General features: G+C 66.1%; 23 protein-coding genes and 2 tRNA genes. 7 read left to right on the top strand and 18 right to left on the bottom strand.

All coding sequences use genetic code 11. From position 1 onward, the window contains the following. The coding region (locus HRUBRA_RS15355) for a BatD family protein (RefSeq protein ID WP_035514432.1) at positions 1-438 on the top strand (438 nt) is incomplete at its 5' end. On the opposite strand, the gene pepN is transcribed toward HRUBRA_RS15355, so the two are convergent. The 10 genes from pepN to HRUBRA_RS03050 form a co-directional block, all read right to left on the bottom strand. Continuing rightward, on the bottom strand, positions 423-3,104 hold the full coding sequence (gene pepN, locus HRUBRA_RS03095) for an aminopeptidase N (protein WP_035514429.1): 2,682 nt from the start codon (positions 3,102-3,104) through the stop codon (positions 423-425). The genes HRUBRA_RS15355 and pepN overlap by 16 nt on opposite strands. 2 nt (positions 3,105-3,106) lie before the next feature. Beyond that, positions 3,107-3,946 (bottom strand): DUF2797 domain-containing protein, encoded by an 840-nt coding sequence (locus tag HRUBRA_RS03090; RefSeq protein ID WP_322786715.1) that lies wholly within the window; start codon positions 3,944-3,946, stop codon positions 3,107-3,109. Further along, positions 3,943-4,206 carry a YeaC family protein gene (locus HRUBRA_RS03085; protein ID WP_035514477.1) on the bottom strand — a complete coding sequence of 88 codons (264 nt, stop codon included), beginning with the start codon at positions 4,204-4,206 and terminating at the stop codon, positions 3,943-3,945. The genes HRUBRA_RS03090 and HRUBRA_RS03085 overlap by 4 nt, the downstream gene beginning before the upstream one ends. Positions 4,207-4,232: 26 nt before the next feature. After that, positions 4,233-4,862, bottom strand: a complete 630-nt coding sequence (locus tag HRUBRA_RS03080) for a rhomboid family intramembrane serine protease (protein ID WP_236629767.1) — start codon at positions 4,860-4,862, stop codon at positions 4,233-4,235. Between the two features lies 1 nt (position 4,863). Further along, entirely contained in the window at positions 4,864-5,745 is an 882-nt protein-coding gene (locus HRUBRA_RS03075; protein WP_035514426.1) for an NAD(+) kinase, read from the bottom strand. Between the two features lie 76 nt (positions 5,746-5,821). Then, on the bottom strand, positions 5,822-6,808 hold the full coding sequence (lipA, locus tag HRUBRA_RS03070) for a lipoyl synthase (RefSeq protein WP_035514424.1): 987 nt from the start codon (positions 6,806-6,808) through the stop codon (positions 5,822-5,824). Between the two features lie 55 nt (positions 6,809-6,863). Continuing rightward, entirely contained in the window at positions 6,864-7,754 is an 891-nt protein-coding gene (locus tag HRUBRA_RS03065) for a hypothetical protein (protein ID WP_035514423.1), read from the bottom strand. Positions 7,755-7,927: 173 nt separating this feature from the next. Next, positions 7,928-8,323 (bottom strand): CBS domain-containing protein, encoded by a 396-nt coding sequence (locus HRUBRA_RS03060; protein WP_035514420.1) that lies wholly within the window; start codon positions 8,321-8,323, stop codon positions 7,928-7,930. A gap of 3 nt (positions 8,324-8,326) precedes the next feature. Continuing rightward, positions 8,327-8,683, bottom strand: a complete 357-nt coding sequence (locus tag HRUBRA_RS03055) for a P-II family nitrogen regulator (RefSeq protein ID WP_035514419.1) — start codon at positions 8,681-8,683, stop codon at positions 8,327-8,329. Then, positions 8,680-10,164, bottom strand: a complete 1,485-nt coding sequence (locus HRUBRA_RS03050) for a DUF1538 domain-containing protein (protein WP_035514418.1) — start codon at positions 10,162-10,164, stop codon at positions 8,680-8,682. The genes HRUBRA_RS03055 and HRUBRA_RS03050 overlap by 4 nt, the downstream gene beginning before the upstream one ends. A gap of 51 nt (positions 10,165-10,215) precedes the next feature. Between HRUBRA_RS03050 and HRUBRA_RS03045 the strand changes: the two genes are divergently transcribed. Then, complete coding sequence (locus tag HRUBRA_RS03045; protein WP_084592413.1) at positions 10,216-10,542, top strand: transposase; 327 nt, start codon at positions 10,216-10,218, stop codon at positions 10,540-10,542. A gap of 74 nt (positions 10,543-10,616) precedes the next feature. Here the strand turns inward: HRUBRA_RS03045 and HRUBRA_RS03040 are convergent. Further along, positions 10,617-10,693 (bottom strand) — tRNA-Asp (locus tag HRUBRA_RS03040). Between the two features lie 37 nt (positions 10,694-10,730). Next, positions 10,731-10,806, bottom strand: a tRNA-Val gene (locus HRUBRA_RS03035). 239 nt (positions 10,807-11,045) lie between these two features. Between HRUBRA_RS03035 and queD the strand changes: the two genes are divergently transcribed. Next, positions 11,046-11,402, top strand: a complete 357-nt coding sequence (queD, locus tag HRUBRA_RS03030) for a 6-carboxytetrahydropterin synthase QueD (RefSeq protein WP_035514415.1) — start codon at positions 11,046-11,048, stop codon at positions 11,400-11,402. Positions 11,403-11,723: 321 nt separating this feature from the next. Next, the gene (locus tag HRUBRA_RS03025; protein WP_035514413.1) at positions 11,724-12,335 is read left to right on the top strand and encodes a LysE family translocator; all 612 of its coding nucleotides are present in this window, start codon (positions 11,724-11,726) and stop codon (positions 12,333-12,335) included. A 24-nt stretch (positions 12,336-12,359) separates the two neighbouring features. Here HRUBRA_RS03025 and HRUBRA_RS03020 read toward each other — a convergent pair whose 3' ends face one another. Together HRUBRA_RS03020 and HRUBRA_RS03015 are read right to left on the bottom strand one after the other, a co-directional pair. After that, entirely contained in the window at positions 12,360-12,686 is a 327-nt protein-coding gene (locus HRUBRA_RS03020; RefSeq protein WP_035514410.1) for a DUF3301 domain-containing protein, read from the bottom strand. Continuing rightward, the gene (locus tag HRUBRA_RS03015; RefSeq protein ID WP_035514409.1) at positions 12,686-13,480 is read right to left on the bottom strand and encodes an alpha/beta fold hydrolase; all 795 of its coding nucleotides are present in this window, start codon (positions 13,478-13,480) and stop codon (positions 12,686-12,688) included. Before HRUBRA_RS03015 ends, HRUBRA_RS03020 begins: the two co-directional genes overlap by 1 nt. A 66-nt stretch (positions 13,481-13,546) precedes the next feature. Between HRUBRA_RS03015 and HRUBRA_RS03010 the strand changes: the two genes are divergently transcribed. Beyond that, positions 13,547-14,335 carry a hypothetical protein gene (locus HRUBRA_RS03010; RefSeq protein WP_035514407.1) on the top strand — a complete coding sequence of 263 codons (789 nt, stop codon included), beginning with the start codon at positions 13,547-13,549 and terminating at the stop codon, positions 14,333-14,335. A 10-nt stretch (positions 14,336-14,345) separates the two neighbouring features. Here the strand turns inward: HRUBRA_RS03010 and HRUBRA_RS03005 are convergent, their stop codons facing one another. The 4 genes from HRUBRA_RS03005 to HRUBRA_RS02990 are packed head-to-tail and all read right to left on the bottom strand — an operon-like array spanning position 14,346 to position 18,507. After that, positions 14,346-15,158, bottom strand: coding sequence for a crotonase/enoyl-CoA hydratase family protein (locus tag HRUBRA_RS03005; protein ID WP_035514405.1), 813 nt, complete (start codon positions 15,156-15,158; stop codon positions 14,346-14,348). Beyond that, a complete protein-coding gene (locus tag HRUBRA_RS03000) occupies positions 15,155-15,775 on the bottom strand; it encodes a nitroreductase family protein (protein ID WP_236629766.1) in 621 nt (206 codons plus the stop codon). Before HRUBRA_RS03000 ends, HRUBRA_RS03005 begins: the two co-directional genes overlap by 4 nt. Positions 15,776-15,825: 50 nt before the next feature. After that, positions 15,826-16,638, bottom strand: a complete 813-nt coding sequence (locus HRUBRA_RS02995; protein ID WP_052094317.1) for an FkbM family methyltransferase — start codon at positions 16,636-16,638, stop codon at positions 15,826-15,828. Between the two features lie 15 nt (positions 16,639-16,653). After that, complete coding sequence (locus HRUBRA_RS02990; protein WP_035514403.1) at positions 16,654-18,507, bottom strand: beta-ketoacyl synthase; 1,854 nt, start codon at positions 18,505-18,507, stop codon at positions 16,654-16,656. Between the two features lie 98 nt (positions 18,508-18,605). Between HRUBRA_RS02990 and HRUBRA_RS02985 the strand changes: the two genes are divergently transcribed. Both HRUBRA_RS02985 and HRUBRA_RS02980 read left to right on the top strand, forming a co-directional pair. Continuing rightward, positions 18,606-19,613, top strand: coding sequence for a GlxA family transcriptional regulator (locus HRUBRA_RS02985; protein WP_035514400.1), 1,008 nt, complete (start codon positions 18,606-18,608; stop codon positions 19,611-19,613). A 103-nt stretch (positions 19,614-19,716) separates the two neighbouring features. Next, on the top strand, positions 19,717-20,898 hold the full coding sequence (locus HRUBRA_RS02980; RefSeq protein WP_035514398.1) for a thiolase family protein: 1,182 nt from the start codon (positions 19,717-19,719) through the stop codon (positions 20,896-20,898). Positions 20,899-20,901 lie beyond the last annotated feature (3 nt).

Here is a 20,901-nt window from a genome sequence, read left to right as displayed (position 1 = left end):
CGCTGGATCGCCGGGGCCTGCGCGGCGGGCTGGCTGCTCACCGGGGTCCTCTGGTGGCGAAGCCGCAGACTGGCGCGCTCCCCCCCGGAGCTGCCCGCCGTAGCCGATGTCGGGGAGCCCCGGGCCTGGAAGGCCCTGCGCAGCGCCCTCGCCGGGGGAGATCCGGCCGCGAGCCGTCGTCAGCTCGCCGTGTGGCTGCGGACCTTGCCCGGGGCACAAAAAAACAGCGCGCTGCTGGCGCAGGCGCGAGCGCTGGGGGGCGAGGAGCTGGCCGCCGCACTGGCAGCCCTGGATGCAGCGCTCTACGGCCGGGGCGCCGACCTCTGGGACCCGGCGGCGCTCGATGCAGCCGCCCGGATGACCCGGCGACGTCACGGTGCGGGAAGCGGCACCGCCGACGAGGACAGCGCCTTGCCGCCACTCTACCCGACCGGCTGAGGCTCCTGACTCTCCAGGCTTTTGCTCACCACTTCATAGACATCGGGTGACAGGGCCGGCAGCGCAGCGAGCCGCGACAGCTCGGCGCGCATGGCCTCGACCCGTACCGGTACCGTGCGCCACTTGGTCAGCGGCGTGAGGAGCCTTGCGGCAATCTGCGGGTTGCGCGCATTCAGCGCTTCCACCACGCCACCGAGGAGCCCGTAGCCCGCGCCGTCAGCGCGATGGAAGTGGACCAGGTTGGCGCCGGCAAAGGCGCCCACCAGGGACCGTACCTTGTTCGGATTGCCGAGGTCGAAGGCCGGATGCTCCATGAGCGCCGTCACGCGCTCCACGGCGTCCGGCAGATCCAGGGTCGCCTGCAGCTGCAGCCAGTGGTTCACCACCAGTGCCTCGTGCTGCCAGGCTGCATAGAAACCTTCCAGCGCCGTCTCGCGCTCCGTCGCATCGCCAGCCTGAGCGAGGACCCGCAGCGCGGCGAGCCGATCGGTAAGATTGTCGGCCTCCGCGAGCTGCGCCCGGGCCAGGACGAGGCCCGTGTCGCCGCGCGTGGCCAGGTAGCCGAGGCAGGTATTGCGCAGGCTCCGGGGGCCGATCTGTTCCCCCACCGGCGCGTAAGCAGCGGCCGGCGGATGCCGGCGCACGCAGCGGACCAAAACGTCCTCCAGCGCCTCTCCCAGGGCCGCGCGCAGCCACTCGCGCGCGTCGTGGATGGCGTCGATATCGGCACCGCCCGCATGGGCAGCGAGCTCCACCAGAGTGCTTTCCCCCGGGAGCGCCAGCATCGCCGCGGCTACCGCGGGGTCGGGGGTCGCCGGATCCAGGAGTGCGGCACAGGCCTCCGCCAGCAGCGGGTCAAGGGCCGGCGTGGTCCCGGCGGCCCGGGCCGCCTGCACATCACCCAGGGCTGCCACCATAAGCTGCTGCCCCGCGTCCCAGCGGACAAACCCGTCGTCGTCCCGCGTCATCAGTGTGCGCAGCTGCTCGCGACGGTAGGGATAGCTCAGGCGCACCGGCGCAGAGAAGCCGCGCAGCAACGCCGGCACAGGACGCTCCGGCAAGCCGGTGAACGTGAAGGACTGCTCCGGCTCTTCGAGCACCAGCACGCGATGCGTGTTGTCCGCCTGCTCACCGTCCGGCGTCTCCCCTTCGAGGGTAAGACGCAGATTCCCCGCATCGCCCAGAAGCCCGAGGGCCAACGGGATGACCAGGGGTGCTTTCCCGGGCTGTCCGGGCGTCGCCGGCGTCTGCTGGCGCACCGTGAGCGTGTAGGCGCCGGAGTCTTTGTCCCAGGCGTCCTCGACTGTCAGCTCGGGCGTACCGGCCTGACCGTACCAGCGCTTGAAGGTGCCCAGGTCGGTGTCGTTGGCATCCGCCATGGCTGCAATAAAATCATCACAGGTCACCGCCTGGCCGTCGTGGCGCTCGAAGTAGAGATCGCTGCCTGCGCGGAAGCCCTCCTCACCGAGAAGCGTGTGCAGCATGCGCACCACCTCAGCGCCCTTCTCATAAACCGTGAGCGTGTAGAAGTTGTTGATCTCGATATAGCTGTCCGGGCGCACCGGGTGCGCCAGCGGGCCGGCGTCTTCGGCAAACTGGGCGGTGCGCAACAGCGTCGCATCCTCGATGCGCTTCAGATCCCGCGAGCCCAGGTCGGCGGAGAACTCCGCGTCGCGAAAGACCGTGAAACCCTCCTTGAGGCTGAGCTGGAACCAGTCCCGGCAGGTGACCCGGTTGCCGGACCAGTTGTGGAAGTACTCGTGGGCGACGATGGCCTCAACCCGCTGAAAGCCGGCGTCGGTGGTGGTCGCCGGGCAGGCAAGCACGCAGCTCGTGTTGAAGATATTGAGGCCCTTGTTCTCCATGGCCCCCATATTGAAGTCATCCACAGCGACGATGTTGAAGACATCGAGGTCGTATTCCCGCCCATAGCGCTCCTCATCCCAGCGCATGGCATGCTTCAGGGACGCCATGGCGTGGTCACCCTTGGCGAGGTCCTTTTCTTCAACGTAAATGCGCAGGGCGACATCGCGACCGCCACGGGTGCGGAATCGATCCTCGATACAGGCGAGGTCACCGGCGACCAGGGCGAACAGGTAGCTCGGCTTCGGAAAAGGGTCCTCCCAGACCACCCGGTGGCGGCCGTCGTCGAGTGCCCGCTGCGACGTCCTGTTGCCGTTGGACAGAAGCACCGGATAGCGCCGGCGGTCTGCGTCGATGGTGACCGAGTACACCGACATCACGTCCGGCCGGTCGAGAAAATAGCTGATGCGCCGGAAACCCTCGGCTTCACACTGCGTACAGAACATCCCCCGGGACAGGTACAGCCCCTCCAGCGCCGTGTTCGCGCGCGGATCGATGCGCACGGTCGTGCACAGTTCGAAAGCCTCCGGCGGATCGTCGAGCTCCAGCCCCTCTGCGTCGCAGCGCCAGCGGCTGGCGACCGGCGCCTCGCCGTCGATCAGGAGTTCGCGCAGCTCGAGCCCTTCGCCGGCCAGGCGCAGCGGCCCGCGCTCGTCACTGGCCGGATTGCGCACCAGCCCGAGGGTCGCGTGTACCAGCGTGAAGTCCTCGTAGAGCTCGAAGTGCAGAGCCGTCCGCGGAATAAGAAACATCGGCGGCCGGTAGTCGGCGAGCCGGATCGAGCGGGGCTGCGCATCGCGCATGGTCAAACCTCCGTGGCGGTTTCCAGGGTGAGCTGATAGCCCCCGTACTTGCGCAGGTTGATGACGCCGCTGTCGAAGATCAGGTACTGCCCCTTGATACCGAGGAGCGTCCCGCCAACGCGCGGCGTCTTGTCGAGGTTGAAGGATTTCACCTTCACCGGGTATTCGAGCACGGGAAAGCGGATTGTTGTGACCTCGGCATCCGTGAGGCGTGTTAGCGCCTGCAGGCCGTGTTCCTGGAGCAGTGCCTGCACACCATCGGCGCAGCGCTCGAGGAGCGCGCCGGCCGCCGCATGCAAGTCCTGTGGTTCACCATCACCCTTGAGCATGGCCTGCCACTGGGTGCGATCGCCGATTTCCCGGGCGAGCGCCACCTCGAGGAGCCCCGAGTGCAGGCGCGAGGCAACGCGGTAAAGCGGCAGAGCCTGGGTCGCCCCCTGATCGATCCACCGCGTCGGCACCTGACTGCCCCGGGTGATGCCCACCTTGAGCCCCGAGGTGTGCGACAGATAGACGATATGGTCGATCATGCAGTTGGCCAGGCCCCACTCGGGCTCCCGGCAGGTGCCCTCGTGGAAATGGCATTTCTCGGGGCTGACGATACAGCTGTCGCAGCGCGCGAGGCGCTTGAAGCAGGGATAACAGTAACCCTGGTTGAAGCTCTTGCTGGTCTTGCGGTCACAGTGGATACAGCGGATCTCGCCGCTATAGGCAAGGTGCACAACCTGCCCAAGCAACGGATTCATGGCCACCTCCCCGTCACCGAGGGGCAGCGTATAGCTGACCGGCTCATCGAGCGCCGTGCGCATTTTGCGTACACCGCCGCTGCCGAGGACGCTCACGCCGGGCCCTCGTCGTCGGCCCAGCGCAAGGGCCGGGGGCCGCTCTCGCCGGGCACACTCTTGCGGCCCCGGTCGATATAGCCCACACGCTCCTCCGGCGGCAGGTGGCGCTCACCCCAGGTGATGACCGCCTGCAGGCAGTGCTCGCGCTGCTCAGGCGTCACCGCCCGGCCGTCAGGCCAGCGGCCCGTTTCAACGGCCTCCTTGAGGCGCTGATAAAGCTCCGGCGTCAGGCTGTCGAGGAGTTGCTCATAGTCCATGGAAGTACTGCCCGGCAAAACGGCCATTATAACCGCCGGCGGTACCGCTCGAGAAAGGCCAGGGGCACGGCGAGAACGGCTCCGGCGGCAAGCCCGCCGATATGCGCTGCGTTGGCGATGGCACCGAAGCCGAGCACTTCGACCACGCCGAGGACACAGGCCACGAGCCAGCCCAGCATGAAAACGACCACGCCGGGGGGCAGCCCGAGGGCCCAGCGCGGGTTGAGCCGCTCTCCCACCACGGCAAAGCCCAGAAAACCATAGACCACGCCGGACATGCCACCGAAGAGGCCCGGCCCACCAAACAGATACTGCGCAGCGTTGGACACAATGGCCACAGCCAGGAACAGCCCGAGGGTGGACAGGCTTCCCACACGCGCCTCGATGCGCCGCCCGAACTCCCAGGTCCAGAGGGCGTTGAAAGCGATGTGCAGCCAACCGAAGTGCAGAAAGGCCGGCGTCACCAGGCGCCAGGGCTGCACTCCCGGTTCGCCGAACACCGGCCCCGCCCGGGTCAGTTCGAAGGGCGTAAAGGTCAGGGCGGCGATCCAGCTCACCGGCGCATTGAAGTAGACCAGCGAAAAGCCGAGGAAAGAACAAAGCAGCAACCCGGCCGTGATCGGGAACGGGCGCAACGCGTTGAGCAGTTCCTGCACGTCAGTTAACCAGCGCGCTGCCCCAGCGGAGCTTGTCCCGGCAGCTGGCATAGAAGCTGTGCCCCAGTGGATGCAGGAGCGTCAGACGATGTGGCTTCTTGCGCAGTACCACCGCATCCCCGGGCCGGGCGGTCATGTTCACCTGCCCATCGCAGGTCACCGGCGGATGGATCCGGTTGCGCTCGAGCACATCGAGGCGGATCACGCTGTCACCCTTGACCACGATGGGCCGGCTGCTCAGCGTATGCGGGAACATGGGAACAAGGACGATGGCATCGAGGGACGGGTGCATGATCGGCCCACCCCCTGAGAGCGAATAGGCCGTGGACCCCGTGGGCGTCGAGATGATCAGTCCGTCCGCCCGTTGGCGATAAACGAACTCGCCATCGATGGAGAGCTCGAACTCGATCATCTGCGCCGAGGTCCCGGAATTCAGCACGACATCGTTGAGCGCATCGGCCCGGGCCACGATCCTGCCCTCGCGCTCGACGTTCACATCCAGGAGAAAGCGCTCTTCCCGCTCATAGCGCCCATCGAGCACCGCCGGCACCAGCTCGGTGACTTCGTCGGGGCTGATATCCGTAAGGAAACCGAGGCGGCCGCGGTTGATACCCAGCACCGGCGTTTCGAAGCGGGCCATGGTGCGGGCGGCAGACAGAAGACTGCCGTCACCGCCGAGCACGATAACGAGATCGGCGCGCTCGCCGATCTCGTCCCGGGTCAGCAGCGGGCAGTCGCGGGTGGCGACGGCGCCGAGGCGGTCCTCGAGCATGACCTCACCGACGCGCTCGCCAAGGAGGTCCAGGAGCTCATCGAGGAGCTCCTGCAGGCCCTCCTGGCGACTGCGTCCGACGAGGCCGACGCGGTGGAACTGAGCTGCCATGCACGCTTTCCTGCGCGGGGTGGCCCGGCAGTATAACGCCGCAGCCGGCGGCCGCCCATGGCCGTCGCGCCGACTCTCAGAGCCCGACGTTGTTCTTTTCCAGCACCTGCTCTGCGCGATAGCTGGAGCGCACAAAGACCCCGGAGACCACCTCCAGGAAACCGCGCTCAAGTCCCCATTCGCGGTAACGCGCAAACTCGTCGGGCGTCACCCAGCGGTCGATGGGGTAGTGGTGCGCCGTCGGCTGCAGGTACTGACCGAAAGTAACGATATCCACCTTCGCCGCGCGCAGGTCATCCAGCGCCTCGATGATCTCCTCCTCCGTCTCGCCGAGGCCGAGCATCAGGCTGGTCTTGGTGAGCACGTCCGGCCGGTGCGCCTTGGCGTGCGCGAGCACGGCGAGGGTCTGGTCGTAGCCGGCGCGGCTGTCGCGCACCGGGTGCGTCAACCGGCGCACTGTCTCAACATTCTGGGCGAAGACCTCGATGCCCGAGTCCACCACCGTCTCGACATCCTCCAGCTTGCCGAGAAAGTCCGGCGTCAGCGCCTCTACGGCCGTGTCGGGATTTACCGCCTTCACGCGCTGGACACAGGCCGCATAGTGGCCGGCGCCGCCGTCCGGGAGGTCGTCGCGATTCACAGACGTCAGCACCACGTACCTGAGGCCCATGAGCTCGACGGAGCGCGCGGTGTTAGCTGGCTCCTCGGGATCAAGCCAGCCGCGGGGATTGCCGGTGTTGACGGCACAGAAGCGGCAGGCGCGGGTGCAGACGTCACCCATGAGCATGATCGTGGCCGTACCGGCGCTCCAGCATTCGCCCATGTTCGGGCACTTGGCCTCCTCACAGACCGTCGCCAGGCGATGTTCGTGAACGATGCCGCGCACCTTCTCGAAAGTTGCGCCCTGCTGGACCCGCGTGCGCAGCCACGGCGGCTTGGGCAGGCGCTGGCTGCCGCCGGCGCTGGCCTTCACTCCGTCCTTGATGACGCGCATGCCGCGGTCATTGGTGTATTTTTCGCCGCTGGCGATATTGACGACCGGGATACGTGCGGAGTCGCCCATGCTGGCTCCTGTGGTGGATAGGGTGACAGAGCCCGGTATTCTAACGCATCGCCGCTCAGGCCACAGCGTCCGGCACCGCGCCATCCAGCCGCTCGCAGACCCGGCGATAAAGGGCGAGGTCGTCGCGGTTCACCGCCGCGAGCCGCTCGTAGAGTTCATCACCGAGGCTCTCGGACATCCGCTCCAGGCGCTCGCTGAGGGGCTTGTCGAGGTCCCGCGCCGTGGTATTCGCCGGGCGCCGCTCCCGGTAGCTGAAGGCGATACCACGTGCAGCGAGCCGGTCGCTGAAGCTGGCCACATCCTGCTGGTAGTACTCGGTCCTCGCCAGGAGCTCCACGGCGGCAAGGTTACGCAGCGCCTGGGCCAGATCAGCCTCGACGCCGCCTGCAGCGGCCGGGCGTACCCGCATCAGGGAGCGCCGACCGTAAACACCCCCGAGAAGCTGCGTCTGCGCATTGGAAAGATTGCCGATGGGCCGCTGTCCATCCAGCGCCTCACGCACCCAGTCAGGGAAGGACAGCTCGCTGGCACGCTCCTCGTCCCGCGAGGTATAGGTGGAGCGCACGGCGAAGCGGAACAGCCGCCGCAGGCCACTGCCGCGCTCCCGGCGGCGCAGGTACTCGTAGACCGAGCGCACACGAAGCAGCGGGTGGCGCAGGAACACGACCGGCAGAACCTCGATATCGAGGGCCGCCGGCACGGGCAGGCGGACCTGGTGGGAGGTGAACGCCGTGGCCTTCGGATGATTTCGGATGACTTTGAGCAACTCATCCTGCACGAACACCGAAAAGGGGTAAGGACCGTCGAAGGCCACCGGCTCACCGGGGAAGTTTTCCGCGAGCAATTCGTCGAAGGAGGTGCCGCTGTTCTTGAAGATATGATAATGACAGAGCGCGACCCGCCGCTCCCCGCCAGCCGCATCCTCACCCTGTTCGCTCGTCGTCATGGCCACCCCTGTGCATCGGCAACGCCGGGCGGCCCGACCCGCCCGGCCGGGGGCACTCTCCCAAGACCGCCTGAAGCTGTCAACGCAGCTATGATGCCCCGGCAACCGAGGCAGACAGACTGCAAGCGCTTTCCCGCGGCCTGCGGGAGCCCAGGCAGCCCACGGTGACCGTGCTATTCCATCAGCCGGAGAACCTCGCGAACCAGGTCGTTGGTGGTCACAATTCCGACCGCGGTGTTGTTCTCGGTAACCAGCACGCGCTTGATATTTTGTCCGTACATCAACTTTGCCACGTGCTTGGTCGCCAGGCTCGGGTGGACGCTCAGCGCCGGCTTGGCGCTCACGTCATAGACGTTAATCAGGTCGATATCGCCCTCTTCGGCAATAATCGTCTTCAGGATGTGCGTGTAAGTAAGAATGCCATAGGCATCGTGCTCGTCGTGGCGCTCCACAACGAGGCTTTTCACACCGCGCTCCCTCATCAACGTCAGCGCGTCGCGCAAGGTGCTGAAGGGCGAGATCGTCACGATGTCAGTAACCATTACATCCCTGACAAGCTTTGCCGCCATGAGCTAGTTCTCCTCGTCCAGGTCGTGCATGTGTTGTTCAAATTTCATCACCTGCGACAGCTCGATGCCGGTGAGATGCTCAATGCCCACGCTGAAAGCGATACCCCGGGAATCGCCCTCGTGCACCAGGACACCGCGCACGGCCTTAAGAATAGGCTGCGAGAGCTGCCTGGCCACGACCATGAGCAGCACGGTCTGGCTGCCCTCGAAGGTGAGGCCGAGAAAGGTCTTGCGGTTTGTATTGCCGATACCGCGCCCGCCGACAATTGTGATGCCGGAGGCACCCGCCTGCTGGGCAGCATCCAGCGCCGCCTGCTCCAGATCGTCGGGGGCGACCACCACTACGGCACAGAACTTCATCGGTCTGATCTCCTGTTTTTCGCTAGCGCCGCTACACAGAGCGCATAAAGCATCACAGAAATGATGGGGAAGATGGAGGCGAAAGCTATCAACCCGAAGCCGTCGAGCAGAGCGCTCCGTCCGTCAATCGAGTTGGCAAGCCCGATGCCGAGCGCGGTAATCAGCGGCACCGTCACCTCAGAGGTTGTAACACCCCCGAGGTCAAAGGCAAGCGCCGTGAGGTACCGCGGCGAGAGGAAGGTCAGAACGAGGACCACGAGGTAGGCGCTCATGATGTAGACGTGGATCGAGTGCCCCTCGATGATACGAAACACGCCGACACCGATGCCGACAGCCACACCCGCGGCCACAACCAGACGGATCGCACTGCCCTGGAGCTTCCCCGGCGCGGCCTCCTCTGCCTGGTCGCCGATGGCAATCAATGCCGGCTCCGCCATGGTGGTTGCAAAGCCGATCATAAAAGCAAAGAGCAGAATCAGCGGCTTCTGGTTGCTCTCGATCAGCTGCTCGGCCATCAGCGTGCCAACGGGGAAGAGACCCAGCTTGAGCCCCACGACAAAGGCGTAGAGCCCGAAAAGCACCAGCAGAAAACCGAGACCGACACGAACGGCGTTGGCGACTGCCTTGCGCAGGATAAGGCACTGAAAAACAAGTACGACAAGAATGATAGGCAGGATGTCACGGAGCATAGCGGCAAGATCAAGCAGCATCCGCAGGGCCAGGGACACCTGCCGGCTCTCGCCCCCGGCAAGCTGGACGACCTCCGCTCCGGACAGGTTGTACACCCAGATGCCATACAGCTGAACACTGATCATGGGCACCATCACGGCGAGAGCAACCAGGCCGAAACCATCACGCAGCGGGTTACGGCCGGCAATAGAGTTCGCCAGGCCCAGCCCAAGGGCCGCAATCAGCGGCACCGTGACAATGTTGGTGGTGACGCCTCCGGAGTCATAGGCCAGACCGACGATCTCTGCCGGAGCGAACCCGGTGACCCCCAGCACAACGCTATAGCCGCCGATCATCAGCCAATGGATCGGCCAGCCATACACAATCCGCAGAATACCAATTGCGATGACCGCTCCGACGGAGAGTGCGACAATCATGCGCAAGGTAATACCGCTGATGCGCCCCTCGCTGATCAGCTCTGCCTTCTGCGCAACAGCAATGAGGGCCGGCTCCGCCACGACCGCGGCAAAGCCGAGGCAAAAACCGAAGGCGAGCAGCAACGAGAGCGAGCCGCGCCGGGCAAACTGGTTGGCGAGACTTTTCCCCACGGGAAAAATACTCAGCTCAAGGCCCTGGAGAAACAGTGCGATGCCAGCGGCGACAATCAGGAGACCAAGGCAGAGGCTGAGCGGCTCCGGCGGCAGCGTGCGAAAGACTGCAAGTTGAAAAAACAGCACCACCAGGATGATAGGGAGAAGATTGCGCGATGCGTGGAGGAACTGCGCGTAAAGCTGCCGCAGGAAATAAAGCACAATGATTCTCAACACGAACCGCGAATGACAATTATCATAGCCTAGGCTGACGTGGCCATCTACCGCCTGTTGCTGCTCAAGAACCTCAGGAAGAAAGAGGTCCGACAGATGCTCACGGAGCTGCTCGACCTCATCAATCAGCGGCGCCAGAGCCCGCTCCGCCGGCTGGCCAGGACCCTGACCTCATGGCTTGAGCCCATCGTCATGATGTGGCGCACAAGCAAGAGCAACGGGCCCACCGAGGGCTTCCACACGAAGATGGAGATGATGACGAGGAGAGCCTATGGCTTCAGGAACTTTCAGAACTACCGACTGCGCGTCTTAACCCATTGTGGATGGGCGGTGCGGCGTTCCGCTGGCATTATCAATCGGGTTTAGTGAGAACCGGTCATCCCCCGTTAATGGGGTAGAGCCGAAATATTGATCATATTCAACGACTTAAAGCCGTGAAATGGCGGAGCGGACGGGACTCGAACCCGCGACCCCCGGCGTGACAGGCCGGTATTCTAACCAACTGAACTACCGCTCCCCGGTAGGCTTGGCACGCTTTTGCTGATCAGCAAAAGTGGTGGGTGGTGACGGGATCGAACCGCCGACCCTCTGCTTGTAAGGCAGATGCTCTCCCAGCTGAGCTAACCACCCGTAGCCAAGACCGCGCATTATAGGGATCGCGCAGACGCTGTCAATTGCCTGGGCGGAAATTATCGGCGGGCGGCGTGGAACGCCCTGCCCCGGGCGCCGGGACGGGGTCAGGGGCGTACCGGCGGACAGGTCATCTCAGCCTTTGCGGCGCCGTCTGCGGCAGCATCGCGGGGGCGGGAACGGCGCGCTACAATGCCCGCCGGGCCACCCCGGTCCGCGGCCAGCAGCGACGGAGCAGCATGGACATCTACAAGGACTTTCACTTTGAGGCCGCACACCGGCTGCCGAATGTCCCCGAGGGACACAAGTGTGCACGGCTGCACGGCCATTCTTATCAGTTGCGGGTAACCGTTAGCGGCGACGCCCCGGAACCCAGTGGCTGGGTCATGGACTTCGCGGATCTCAAGGCCGTGATCAGGCCGGTCATCGACCGCCTGGACCACTACTACCTGAACGATATCGAGGGACTGGAAAACCCCACCAGTGAAAACCTCTGCCGCTGGATCTGGGCACGGCTCGCCCCGACGCTGCCCTCGCTCCGCGCCGTGGAGATCCGCGAGACCTGCACCTCCGGCTGTATCTACCGCGGCGACTGACCGACGACGCCGCTTATGTCGCCGGTAATGTTTCCGTAACACGATAACCATTACGAAAGGTGACAGTATGACGCGGTTATGCACACAAACAGGGCTCAGGCAAGCACGATCGGAAAAGACGCATGCTTACATCCCAATAAACATGAGTTGCTTTAATTGGGGCCCATAACTCCCTGTTTATTAAGAAACTTTTTTTATTGACTGTTTTTTAACCAATTCGTCACAATGCACGAATCATCGGGCCTTCGCGTCGCGTTAAACAAATTACCCACTGCTTTATCCACAGATACTGTGGAAAAGCCGACAGCCGGCTGAGCGGCCATGGCACTGGACCACTGGCTCGCTCTGTGTGCCGTGTGCTGGCTGGGCGCCGCCTCTCCGGGCCCCAGCCTTGCGGTTATTGCCGGTGCAACCCTCGGTGGTAACCGGGCCACGGGGCTTACTGCCGCCCTCGCCCACGGCGCCGGGGTCGGCATCTACGCCCTGGCAACGGTGACCGGCCTCGCCCTGCTGCTCGCCGGCGCCCCGGAGTTGCTCCGGGCGATCCAGCTCGTCGGCGCGGCCTACCTGGCTTTTCTTGGCCTGCGGGCGCTTAACAGCCCCCTCGGCTTTAGCCTCGGTAGCAGTGCCGGCGACCAGGCAGCCAGGGACGGATTCCTGATCGCCTTCCTCAACCCGAAGCTCGCCCTGTTCATGCTCGCCCTGTTCAGCCAGTACCTCCACGCTGACGCCGGCTGGGGACAAAAACTCATCATGGTCGCGACCGCCGCAGGCATCGATGCCACCTGGTACGGCCTCGTGGTTCTGCTGATCGATGCACCAGCGCTGCGCACGCGCCTGGAACAGCGTGGCGGTTGGCTGGGACGGGGTTTCGGGGTTCTGCTGCTCGTGCTGGCGGCATGGATGACGCTGGGGGCAGTGTGGTCTCTCTAGCTCAGAACACCGGGTGGCGGGCCCTCAATGCAGAACCTGGCCCGGCTCCGTCACCACCAGAGACTGCAACCGCTTGCCGAGCATGATCACCGCACCCGCCTCCCGCTGCACGCCGTCGTAGCTGTACTCGAAGCGGTACTGGCGCCACATCCGCCAGCGTCCGCTGCTGTCGCGGCTGAGGGAGACACGCTGCAGAGCGACGCTGTCATCGAGAAACTGAAAATCACCATCCCGGGAAGCCCTTCGCACGGCCTGAATGGCCAGCTCCCGGACCCGGGTGGCGCTGAACAGGTAATAGCCGGCACTGCCGAAAAAGGCCAGCACAAACAGGTCGATCAGCTCGATGACCATCAGCGCGCTGCCTCGGCACCGTCGTCGATAAAACCGCGCACCAGGCTATTGAAAGTCTCTGGCTCTTCCGCATGCAACCAGTGGCCGCAGTCGTGGATGGTTTCAAGGCGCGCGGCCGGGAAACGCCGGCGGATCTCGGCAAGATGTGCATCGCGGACATAGGGCGAGCGTCCGCCGCGCAGGAACAATACCGGTCCCGGGTAAGGACCGGTTGCCGCCGGCGCAGCCAGGTAGGCAGAGTAGTTGCTCTCCAGGCCTGTCCGGTTGAAGCGCCAGTGCCAGGCGCCGCTCTCCTCATGCGCCAGGCTGAGCAACAGGAACTGCACTACGCCCTCTTCCTCGAGGTAGCGCCGGAGGATTTCTCCGGCTTCCTTACGGCTACGCACCGCAGCTGCATCGACCGCGGCCAGCGCTGCGAATACCGCCTCGTGGGAGCCTGCGTAGGCAACCGGCGCAATATCCGCTACGACCAGGGAGGCCACCGCAGCCGCATCGGCCAGGGCGAGCTGCATGGCGACTTTTCCCCCGAGGGAGTGGCCAACGACGTGGGCCCGCTCGATATTGCCGCCACGCATCCATGCGTGGACAGCCTCTGCCATGCGCGGCAGGTCGCTAGCGTCGGTCCAGGCGGAACGCCCGTGGTCCGGCAGGTCGAGGCTGTACACGCGGTAGCTGTCAGCCAGGGCGCGGGCAAGCGCCCCCAGATTGCTGCCCATGCCGAAGAGGCCGTGGAGCAGGAGCACGGGGGGGCCGTCGTCACCGACGCTGGCCGCATGGAGGGTCGTGGGGGTCATGGCCTGTGACGCCGGAAAGTTTCTGCTACCATCGCGCCACTATACCGGAGAGGGGTACGCCAGCGCATGCCTGGACTGTTTAAAATCACCACCCGCGCCGCGGGCGCTCTGCTGCTGGCCGCTGTTGCTGCCTGCGCCGGCGGACCGACCTACAACCCCACCGTATTCCCCTACGAGATCGAGCAGGAGCGCCTCGCCGAGGAACCGCTGAAGACGGTCATCATCCCCCACGTGAACCTCGGTTCACCGTCGCGCAACTACCTCGAGCCCGTCGAGCCGCAGCTCGACAGCCTGCTCACCCGCTACCTGAAGGACAATGGCTACGAGGTACTGCCGCAGCGCCTGTTCCGCCAGCACTGGAACACTGCCGCGCGCGCCTTCGGAGACCCGGTGGACCCGACCACCGGCCGGGTCAACATGAAAACCTTCACCAGGCTTATGCAGAGCGTGCGTGACCGCCTGGCAGAGGACACTGATGTCGACGCCTTCGTGTTCACGGACATCGTCGAACTGGAAGTACCCTTCAGTGGCGGCCTGAAGCATATAGCGCGCTGGGACGGGGTAGCCCGCCGGCCAACGCTCGACGGCCCGGGCAGCGGGGTTACCGCGGACTTCGACTGGGGTCGACCGGCGGCGGTCGCCTCGCTGCAGGTCACGGTCTTCGACATGGAGCTCAAGCGGGTGTTCGTCAGCCGCGGCGGCCTCGACGCCACCGACGCCGTCGACACGCGCTCGTCGAGCGGCGGTTACACCCGCCGCCGCAATATCCTCGAGAACGAGACCTTCCTGCAGGAAGGCGTACGCCTTGCTTTACACCCGCTCATACCCTGGGAGCAATGGCCCGGTAATCCCTGAAGCGGTCCGCTCAGTCCTCGTAGCTTGCGGAGCGCTTCTCCGCCTGAGCGCTGATCCCTTCTTCGAGGTCACGCAGGCTCATCATGCCGGCGTTCCAGGTGGCAATGTAATTCAGGCCCTCGGCAACGCTATGGTCGCGGGTGTAGAGAAGCATCTCCTTGCTGCCGCGGACAACGAGCGGTGACTTCGCGGCGATGCTCCGGGCGAGGTCCGTGACTTCCTGCAGCATTACATCGCGGTTCTCGAACACCTGGTTCACGAAACCCACGGCCTTCGCTTCCTTCGCGTCCATGCTGCGGCCCGTATAGGCAAGCTCCCGGGCGATCCCGTCCGGAATCAGCTTTGGCAGTCGCTGCAACGTCCCCACATCGGCAACCATGCCGATATCCACCTCGCGCACGGCGAACCAGGCGTCCTCAGCGGCGTAGCGCATATCCGCGCAGCAGACCAGATCGATGCCACCGCCGATACAGGTGGAATGAATAGCCGCAAGCACCGGTTTGCGGCAACGTTCGAGGGCTGTGAGGTTGTCCTGCATACGCAGCACGTTCCGGCGGAAGGCCTCGCCCCGGCGCGCAGGATCGCCGGAAGCGCCGTGGAGCCCCTCGAACATGCCGAGATCGAGGCCGGCGCAGAAATGCCGACCTTCTCCGGCGAGCACCACGGCGCGCACCGCATCGCTCTCGTCCAGCCACTCGAAGCAGGCCTGCAGCTCCTGCCACATGATCGCGTTCATGGAGTTCGCCTTGTCCGGGCGATTCAGCGTAACCGTGGCGACGTGTGCGTCGACGGTAAGCGAGAGCGTTTCAAAGCAGGGGGTCATGGCGTCTCCTTGTCTTGCGTGGGTCCGTTCCAGGGGGCGACGAAGTCCTCCACCGCCATGGCGGGCAGCCGCTTGGCCTTCCCTTCACGGCTGCCGAGGTAAAGAAAGGCGACGATTTCCTCGTCTTCACCGCCGCCGAGCTCGCGCACCACCTCCCGGTCGAAAGCGGCAGCGCCGGTGCGCCAGATCCCCGCGTAGCCCTGAGCTTCGGTCGCAAGCAGGATGCCATGGGCGGCGCAGCCGGCGGAGAGACGCTGCTCCAGCGGCGGCACCTTGGGGTGCGCCTTGAGCCGCGCCAGCACCACAACCACCAGTGGCGCCCGCAGCGGCGCGCAGCGCGCTCTCTCCCGGGCCGTGGCATCGGCCTCCGGTTCGCGCCGCAGCAGCGAGCGCTCCAACACGCTACCGAGGGCCTGCCGCGCCTCCCCCTCTACGGTGAGAAAACGCCAGGGCCGCAGCCAGGCGTGGTCCGGCGCGCGCAGCGCCGCAGCGAAAATGGCCTCACGGACCGCAGCGCCGGGAGCCGGCTCTATCAGCTTTGGGGCTGAGTTGCGCTCGGTGAGCAGGGTCATGGCATCAATCATGGCTGTCCCGCGTTGTTGCTTGAAGCCGGGCATGATAGCAGCACCGGCCGGCGCCGCATCCTGTTCGCCACCAGTCGCGGGTTCTATAAAGCAGGGCCGCGGCCAACGAGAATGTTCATGAAACCCCGGTCCCCGGGGGTCGCCGCCACGTTGTCGCACCAGGTGGCCAGGGCTTCGGCCTCCGTCGCCACCAGGCGCCCGGCGACGTGGTCAACGATCCAGAACGGCAGGTCAAGGGTCGCCAGTTCCTCTACCAGCATCCGTCCGGAGCTGCCCGCAAGCGCCAGGGAAAAAGGTGTCAGCTCTACAAGAAGCACCGGCGGCCGGGACTGTCCGGCCAGGTGCCGCAGCAGCCCGGCCAGCACGGCCGCCTCGCTGCCCTGGGTATCGACCTTGAGGAAATCGATGGCATCCACGGCGGCGCCCAGCACCGCATCTCCCCGGGCCAGGCGGATGGGCAGCCACGGCCGCTCGCCGTCGCCGGGGTAGACCTGATGGTCCCCGAGGTTATCGCCGCTACGGTAGAGCTTACCCGCGCCGGCCCGGTCCGCCAGGGCCAGGGGTGACAGGGCACAGCGCGCTGCAAACCCATTCAGATGAACGTTGCGCTCAAGAAGCGCGAAATTATCCGGGTCTGGCTCGAAGGCGTAGACCCTGCCGGCGGGGCCTGCCAGCGCCGCAGCGAGCACGGTGAAATAACCGATGTTCGCGCCGACGTCCACGCAGATGGCGCCGGGGCCCACCAGCGCAAGGCAGAGACGGGTCTCGAAGGGCTCCCAGCAGCGTTCCCGACGCAGGCGGTCTGACACCAGGTCGACCCCCGGCGGGTGCAGGAGCAGCCGCAGCGGGCCGGGCGGCGACGGCAGCCCAAGTTCGACGGCCTCGCCGCCCGTCACGGTGGAGACCGCCGCTCAATCGTCGCCGTGCATGTCCGCGAAGGGCGAAGGATAGCTGAGGTCAATGCGCGCACCGCCGACGGTAACGCTCCCGGCATCGAAGGCGACATCACCGTCGGCGAGGACGCCATGATCGAAGAGGTAGCGCGCCGGCGCGTCGCCGGCGAGCACCGCTGCGTCGTGCACTGCGCGGCGCTCGGCGACCGCCTCGCTGGCGCGCTCCCAGGCCGTGAGCGCCCGGGCGCCGTGCCGCGCTGCGAGCATCTGCCGGGTCGGCGTCGGGCCCAGCAGGACCCCGCTTGCGTTATTGCCGCCGAAGCCTTTGGCGTTGACGACGGCCCAGGCGCGCTGCTCCGGCGCGAGCTCCGTGTGTTCGAGGCAGAAAGCGAGGTGTGCATCACACACATCGTCAGCGATGCCATCGATGGTGGCAATGCCCGGCACAATGCCGTGGCGCCAGATGTCCAGGGTCATTGCCACCTGGTCCGCCGAGGCAGCTCCCAGCGAGTGGCCCAGGTAGCATTTCAGCGCCGCCACCGGTAGCGCCTCAAGGCCGAAGGCGCCGGCGCAGCGGCTGAGGATCTGCGATTCCGTGGTGCGATTCTGCGGCGTGCCCGTGCCGTGGGCCTGCACCAGGCCGCCGCGGCGCAGCGCAGTTTCCCCGAGCAGAGCGCGGGCAGCCGCCAGGGCACGCGCCACGGTCACATAGTTGCCGACACCCGGGCCGGAGATGGATTTTTTGTAGCCATCGGCATTGACGAAGACGTCTGCGACACTGCCGCGCAGCGCCGCTCCGAGTTCCAGGGCCAGTGCGTCGTCAAAAAGCACCACCACCTGCGCGGATTCGGCAATGGTGAATCCACAGTTCTCTGCAAAGGGCCGGCAGGCGCGTCGATAATCGGGCTCGGCCTCCGGGCCCAGACCATCGAGCTGGCGCAGGGCCTTGTCAGTCGCCAGCGCGCCCATCGCCGCGTATCCCTCCATGACCTCCGGCGTGATCGGGGCCTCCGCCGCTCCGACGATGGCCACCCGGGCCCGTCCGCTGCGAATGTCGTAGACGGCGTGGCGCAGATTGTAGAGAAAAGAAGCACAGGCACCGAGGCTGGCGCCGGTAGCGCCGAGGGAGCCCAATACGTAAGCGTTCAGGAAGTCCGCAGGCATTTCCGCAAGGCCCAGGGGACAGTACTTGCTGGTTGCCCGCTGCCCGCTCACCCGCGCCTTGAGCATGCCGCCGGTCCCGGCATCATCGAGCTGGCCCATGGCGCTGCCCGCATAAACACTTACCTGCTCGGCCGCCACCCGCTCACGCAGGTGGTCCCAGGGTATACCCAGGTCTCCCAGCGCATCGGACGCGGCGTAGATAGCAAGCTGCAACCCTCGCGGATGATTCCTGGAGGGGTACTGCGCAGCCGGATCGAAGCCCGAAGGCAGCTGGCTGGCCACCTTGACCTCGAACTCGCGGGTGGCCGGCATGATGAACTCCTGCGGGCCGGCGAGGACCACCCGGGCGTGGGTGGCGTCCTCCTCCTCCACGGACCAGCCCGGCGGCAGCGGCACCGGCAGGCTGCGCCGCGGCATGTCTACCACCAGGGGGCGCTCTCCACCACTGCGCATGCGCCGGCCGCAGGGCAGCGCCGCAGGGTCGAAATAGGCGGACTCTATGCGGCGGATCAGCGTCCCGCCCAGCACCTGTGCCTCCGGCGTCGAGGCCGGCAGGCCGCGAAGCTGGCGCAGGGCATCGAGCATACGGGCCCGGTCCGCAGCGGGCAGTCGTTCGGCAACCAGACGGGCGTAGGCATGGCCCCCGGAGGTCCGGCCCGCGCTGTTGATACCACCACTGGCGACGATGACCGGTAAAGGCTGACCCACGATGCTGGTTCCTGCTGCTAACCCTAAGGGCGCGCAGTCTACGACCCGTGGTGACAGATAAATATATAATTAGCGTCAGTTCCTGTACTTTTAACGCCATGACAACATCCAACTACCGCGCCGTCGCCCTGCTTTATCCCGACGCGCTCGCAACCAGCATTACCCTGCCCATGGAAATCCTCCACGCCGCCGCGCAGCGGGCCCGCAGCGGCGGACGCCACACCCCCGGCTGCAACTTCCACCTGGCCGGCGCAGCCGGCTCCGGCCAGGTGCGCCTCGGTACCGGGCTCACCCTGAGTGCCTCGGCCGGGCTTGGCGCCCTGCCGCCACCGGACCTGCTGCTCCTCCCGGCGGTCTGGCGCAGCCCCCGGCGCACGCGCCGCCTCTGCGAACCGCTGCACGGTGAACTCCGGCGCCTCGCGGCGGCCGGTACCCGCCTGTGCAGCGTCGGGACCGCCAGCCGGGTGCTGGCCGATGCCGGCCTCCTCGACGGCCGTTCCGCCACCACTCATTGGAGCGACTTCGACCGCTTCGCCGCCGACTACCCCACAGTGACCCTGCGCCGCCGCCACCTCATTACCCAGAGCGGCAACCTCTACTGTGCCGGGAGCGTGAACTCCATCGCCGACCTTCTCGTGCATATCGTCGAGCAGTGGTATGGCCCGGCCGTGGCCCGGGCGGTGGAGAGCCAGTTCTCCCCGGAGAGCCGCCAGACCTTCATGAGCGCGGCCTTTCTCGAGGACAGCCGCACCAGCCACGCCGATGAGAGGGTGCTCGACGCGCAGCTCTATCTGCAGGAGAACCTCGCCGAGCGCCACAGCCTCAGCGCCCTCGCCCGCCGCGCAGGGCTCGCACCGCGGAGCTTCGGGCGCCGCTTCCGCCGGGCCACCGGCACCACGCCCATGGCCTACCTCCTGCAGCTTCGCGTCGGCGAAGCGCGCTCGCTGCTCCTGCACAGCGACCTCCCCCTCGGTGAGGTCGCCTGGCGCTGTGGCTGGCAATCCGCCAGCCGTTTCAGCGAACAGTTCCGGGCGCGCACCGGCCTCGCGCCACGGGAGTACCGCGCCGCCACCCGGGGCAAGCGCTTCCAGGCCCAGCTGCCCTGATGGCGCCTTGAGTCCTCTTTAACCCTATGGCTAAATGGCGCGCCATTCCGCGGCCGGGCCATCGGCGCGGCACTAACCGCAACGCGCAACAACGGAAGCAGCCATGGACAAGGAAACAGTCATCATCGTCGACGGCGCCCGCACCCCCATGGGCGGGCTTATGGGCAGCCTCAGCAGCGTGCCGGCCACAGAGCTGGGCAGCACGGCCGTGCGCGAGGCCCTGGGTCGTAGCGCCGTGGAGGGCGCAGCTGTCGACGAGGTGTTCATAGGCTGCGTCCTGCCCGCAGGGCTTAAGCAGTGCCCCGCCCGCCAGGCCGCCATCGGCGCTGGCATTCCTGTATCCACCGGCGCGGTCACCGTAAACAAAGCCTGCGGCAGCGGAATGCAGGCCGCTATCTTCGGCTATGACAGTATCGTGGCCGGGACCAACAGCATCGTCGTTGCCGGTGGTCTGGAGAGCATGAGCCGGGCACCGCACCTGCTGCCGGCGGGCCGCACGGGGACGCGCCTCGGCGCCACCACGCTCTACGACCATATGTTCATGGACGGCCTCGAGGACGCCTACACGGGCCGTGCTATGGGTACTTTTGCCCAGGAAACGGCTGATCAGCGGGGCCTTACCCGGGAAGCCATGGACGCCTTCGCCATCGAGTCCCTGTCCAGGGCGAGGGCGGCGATCGAAGACGGCTCCCTGAAGGCGGAAACGGTCCCCGTAACGGTGAAGACCCGCAAGGGGGAGACCGTGGTCGAGGACGACGAGCAGCCGCACAAGGCGGCGGTGGACAAGATCCCGGGGCTGCGCCCGGCCTTCACGAAAGAGGGCACCATTACCGCCGCAAATTCGAGCTCCATCTCCGACGGCGCCAGCGCTCTTGTGCTCATGAGCGGCAGCGAGGCAGAGCGCCGCGGCCTGAAGGGCAGCGCCGAGCTGGTGGCCCACGCCCGCCACAGCCAGGCCCCGGAAGAGTTCACCCTCGCCCCCATCGGCGCCATCGGCAAGCTGCTTGCGAAAACCGGCTGGTCCGTGGAGGACATCGACCTGTTCGAGATCAACGAGGCCTTCGCCATGGTCACCATGCTGTCCATGCAGGACCTCGGCCTGCCCCACGAGAAGGTCAATATCCACGGCGGCGCCTGCGCCCAGGGACACCCGATCGGCTCCACGGGCTCGCGGATCATTGTTTCGCTCATGTATGCATTGAAGAAGACCGGCGGCAAGCGCGGCGTCGCCGCCCTGTGCATCGGCGGTGGCGAAGCCACTGCCGTCGCCATCGAACTGCGCTGAGGC

Origin of the sequence: Pseudohaliea rubra DSM 19751 (assembly GCF_000764025.1) — a bacterium.
In the GTDB taxonomy this organism is placed as follows: Bacteria; Pseudomonadota; Gammaproteobacteria; order Pseudomonadales; family Halieaceae; genus Pseudohaliea; species Pseudohaliea rubra.
Note: the sequence above shows the minus strand (reverse complement) of the source record. Positions and strands in the feature narration are given on the sequence as shown.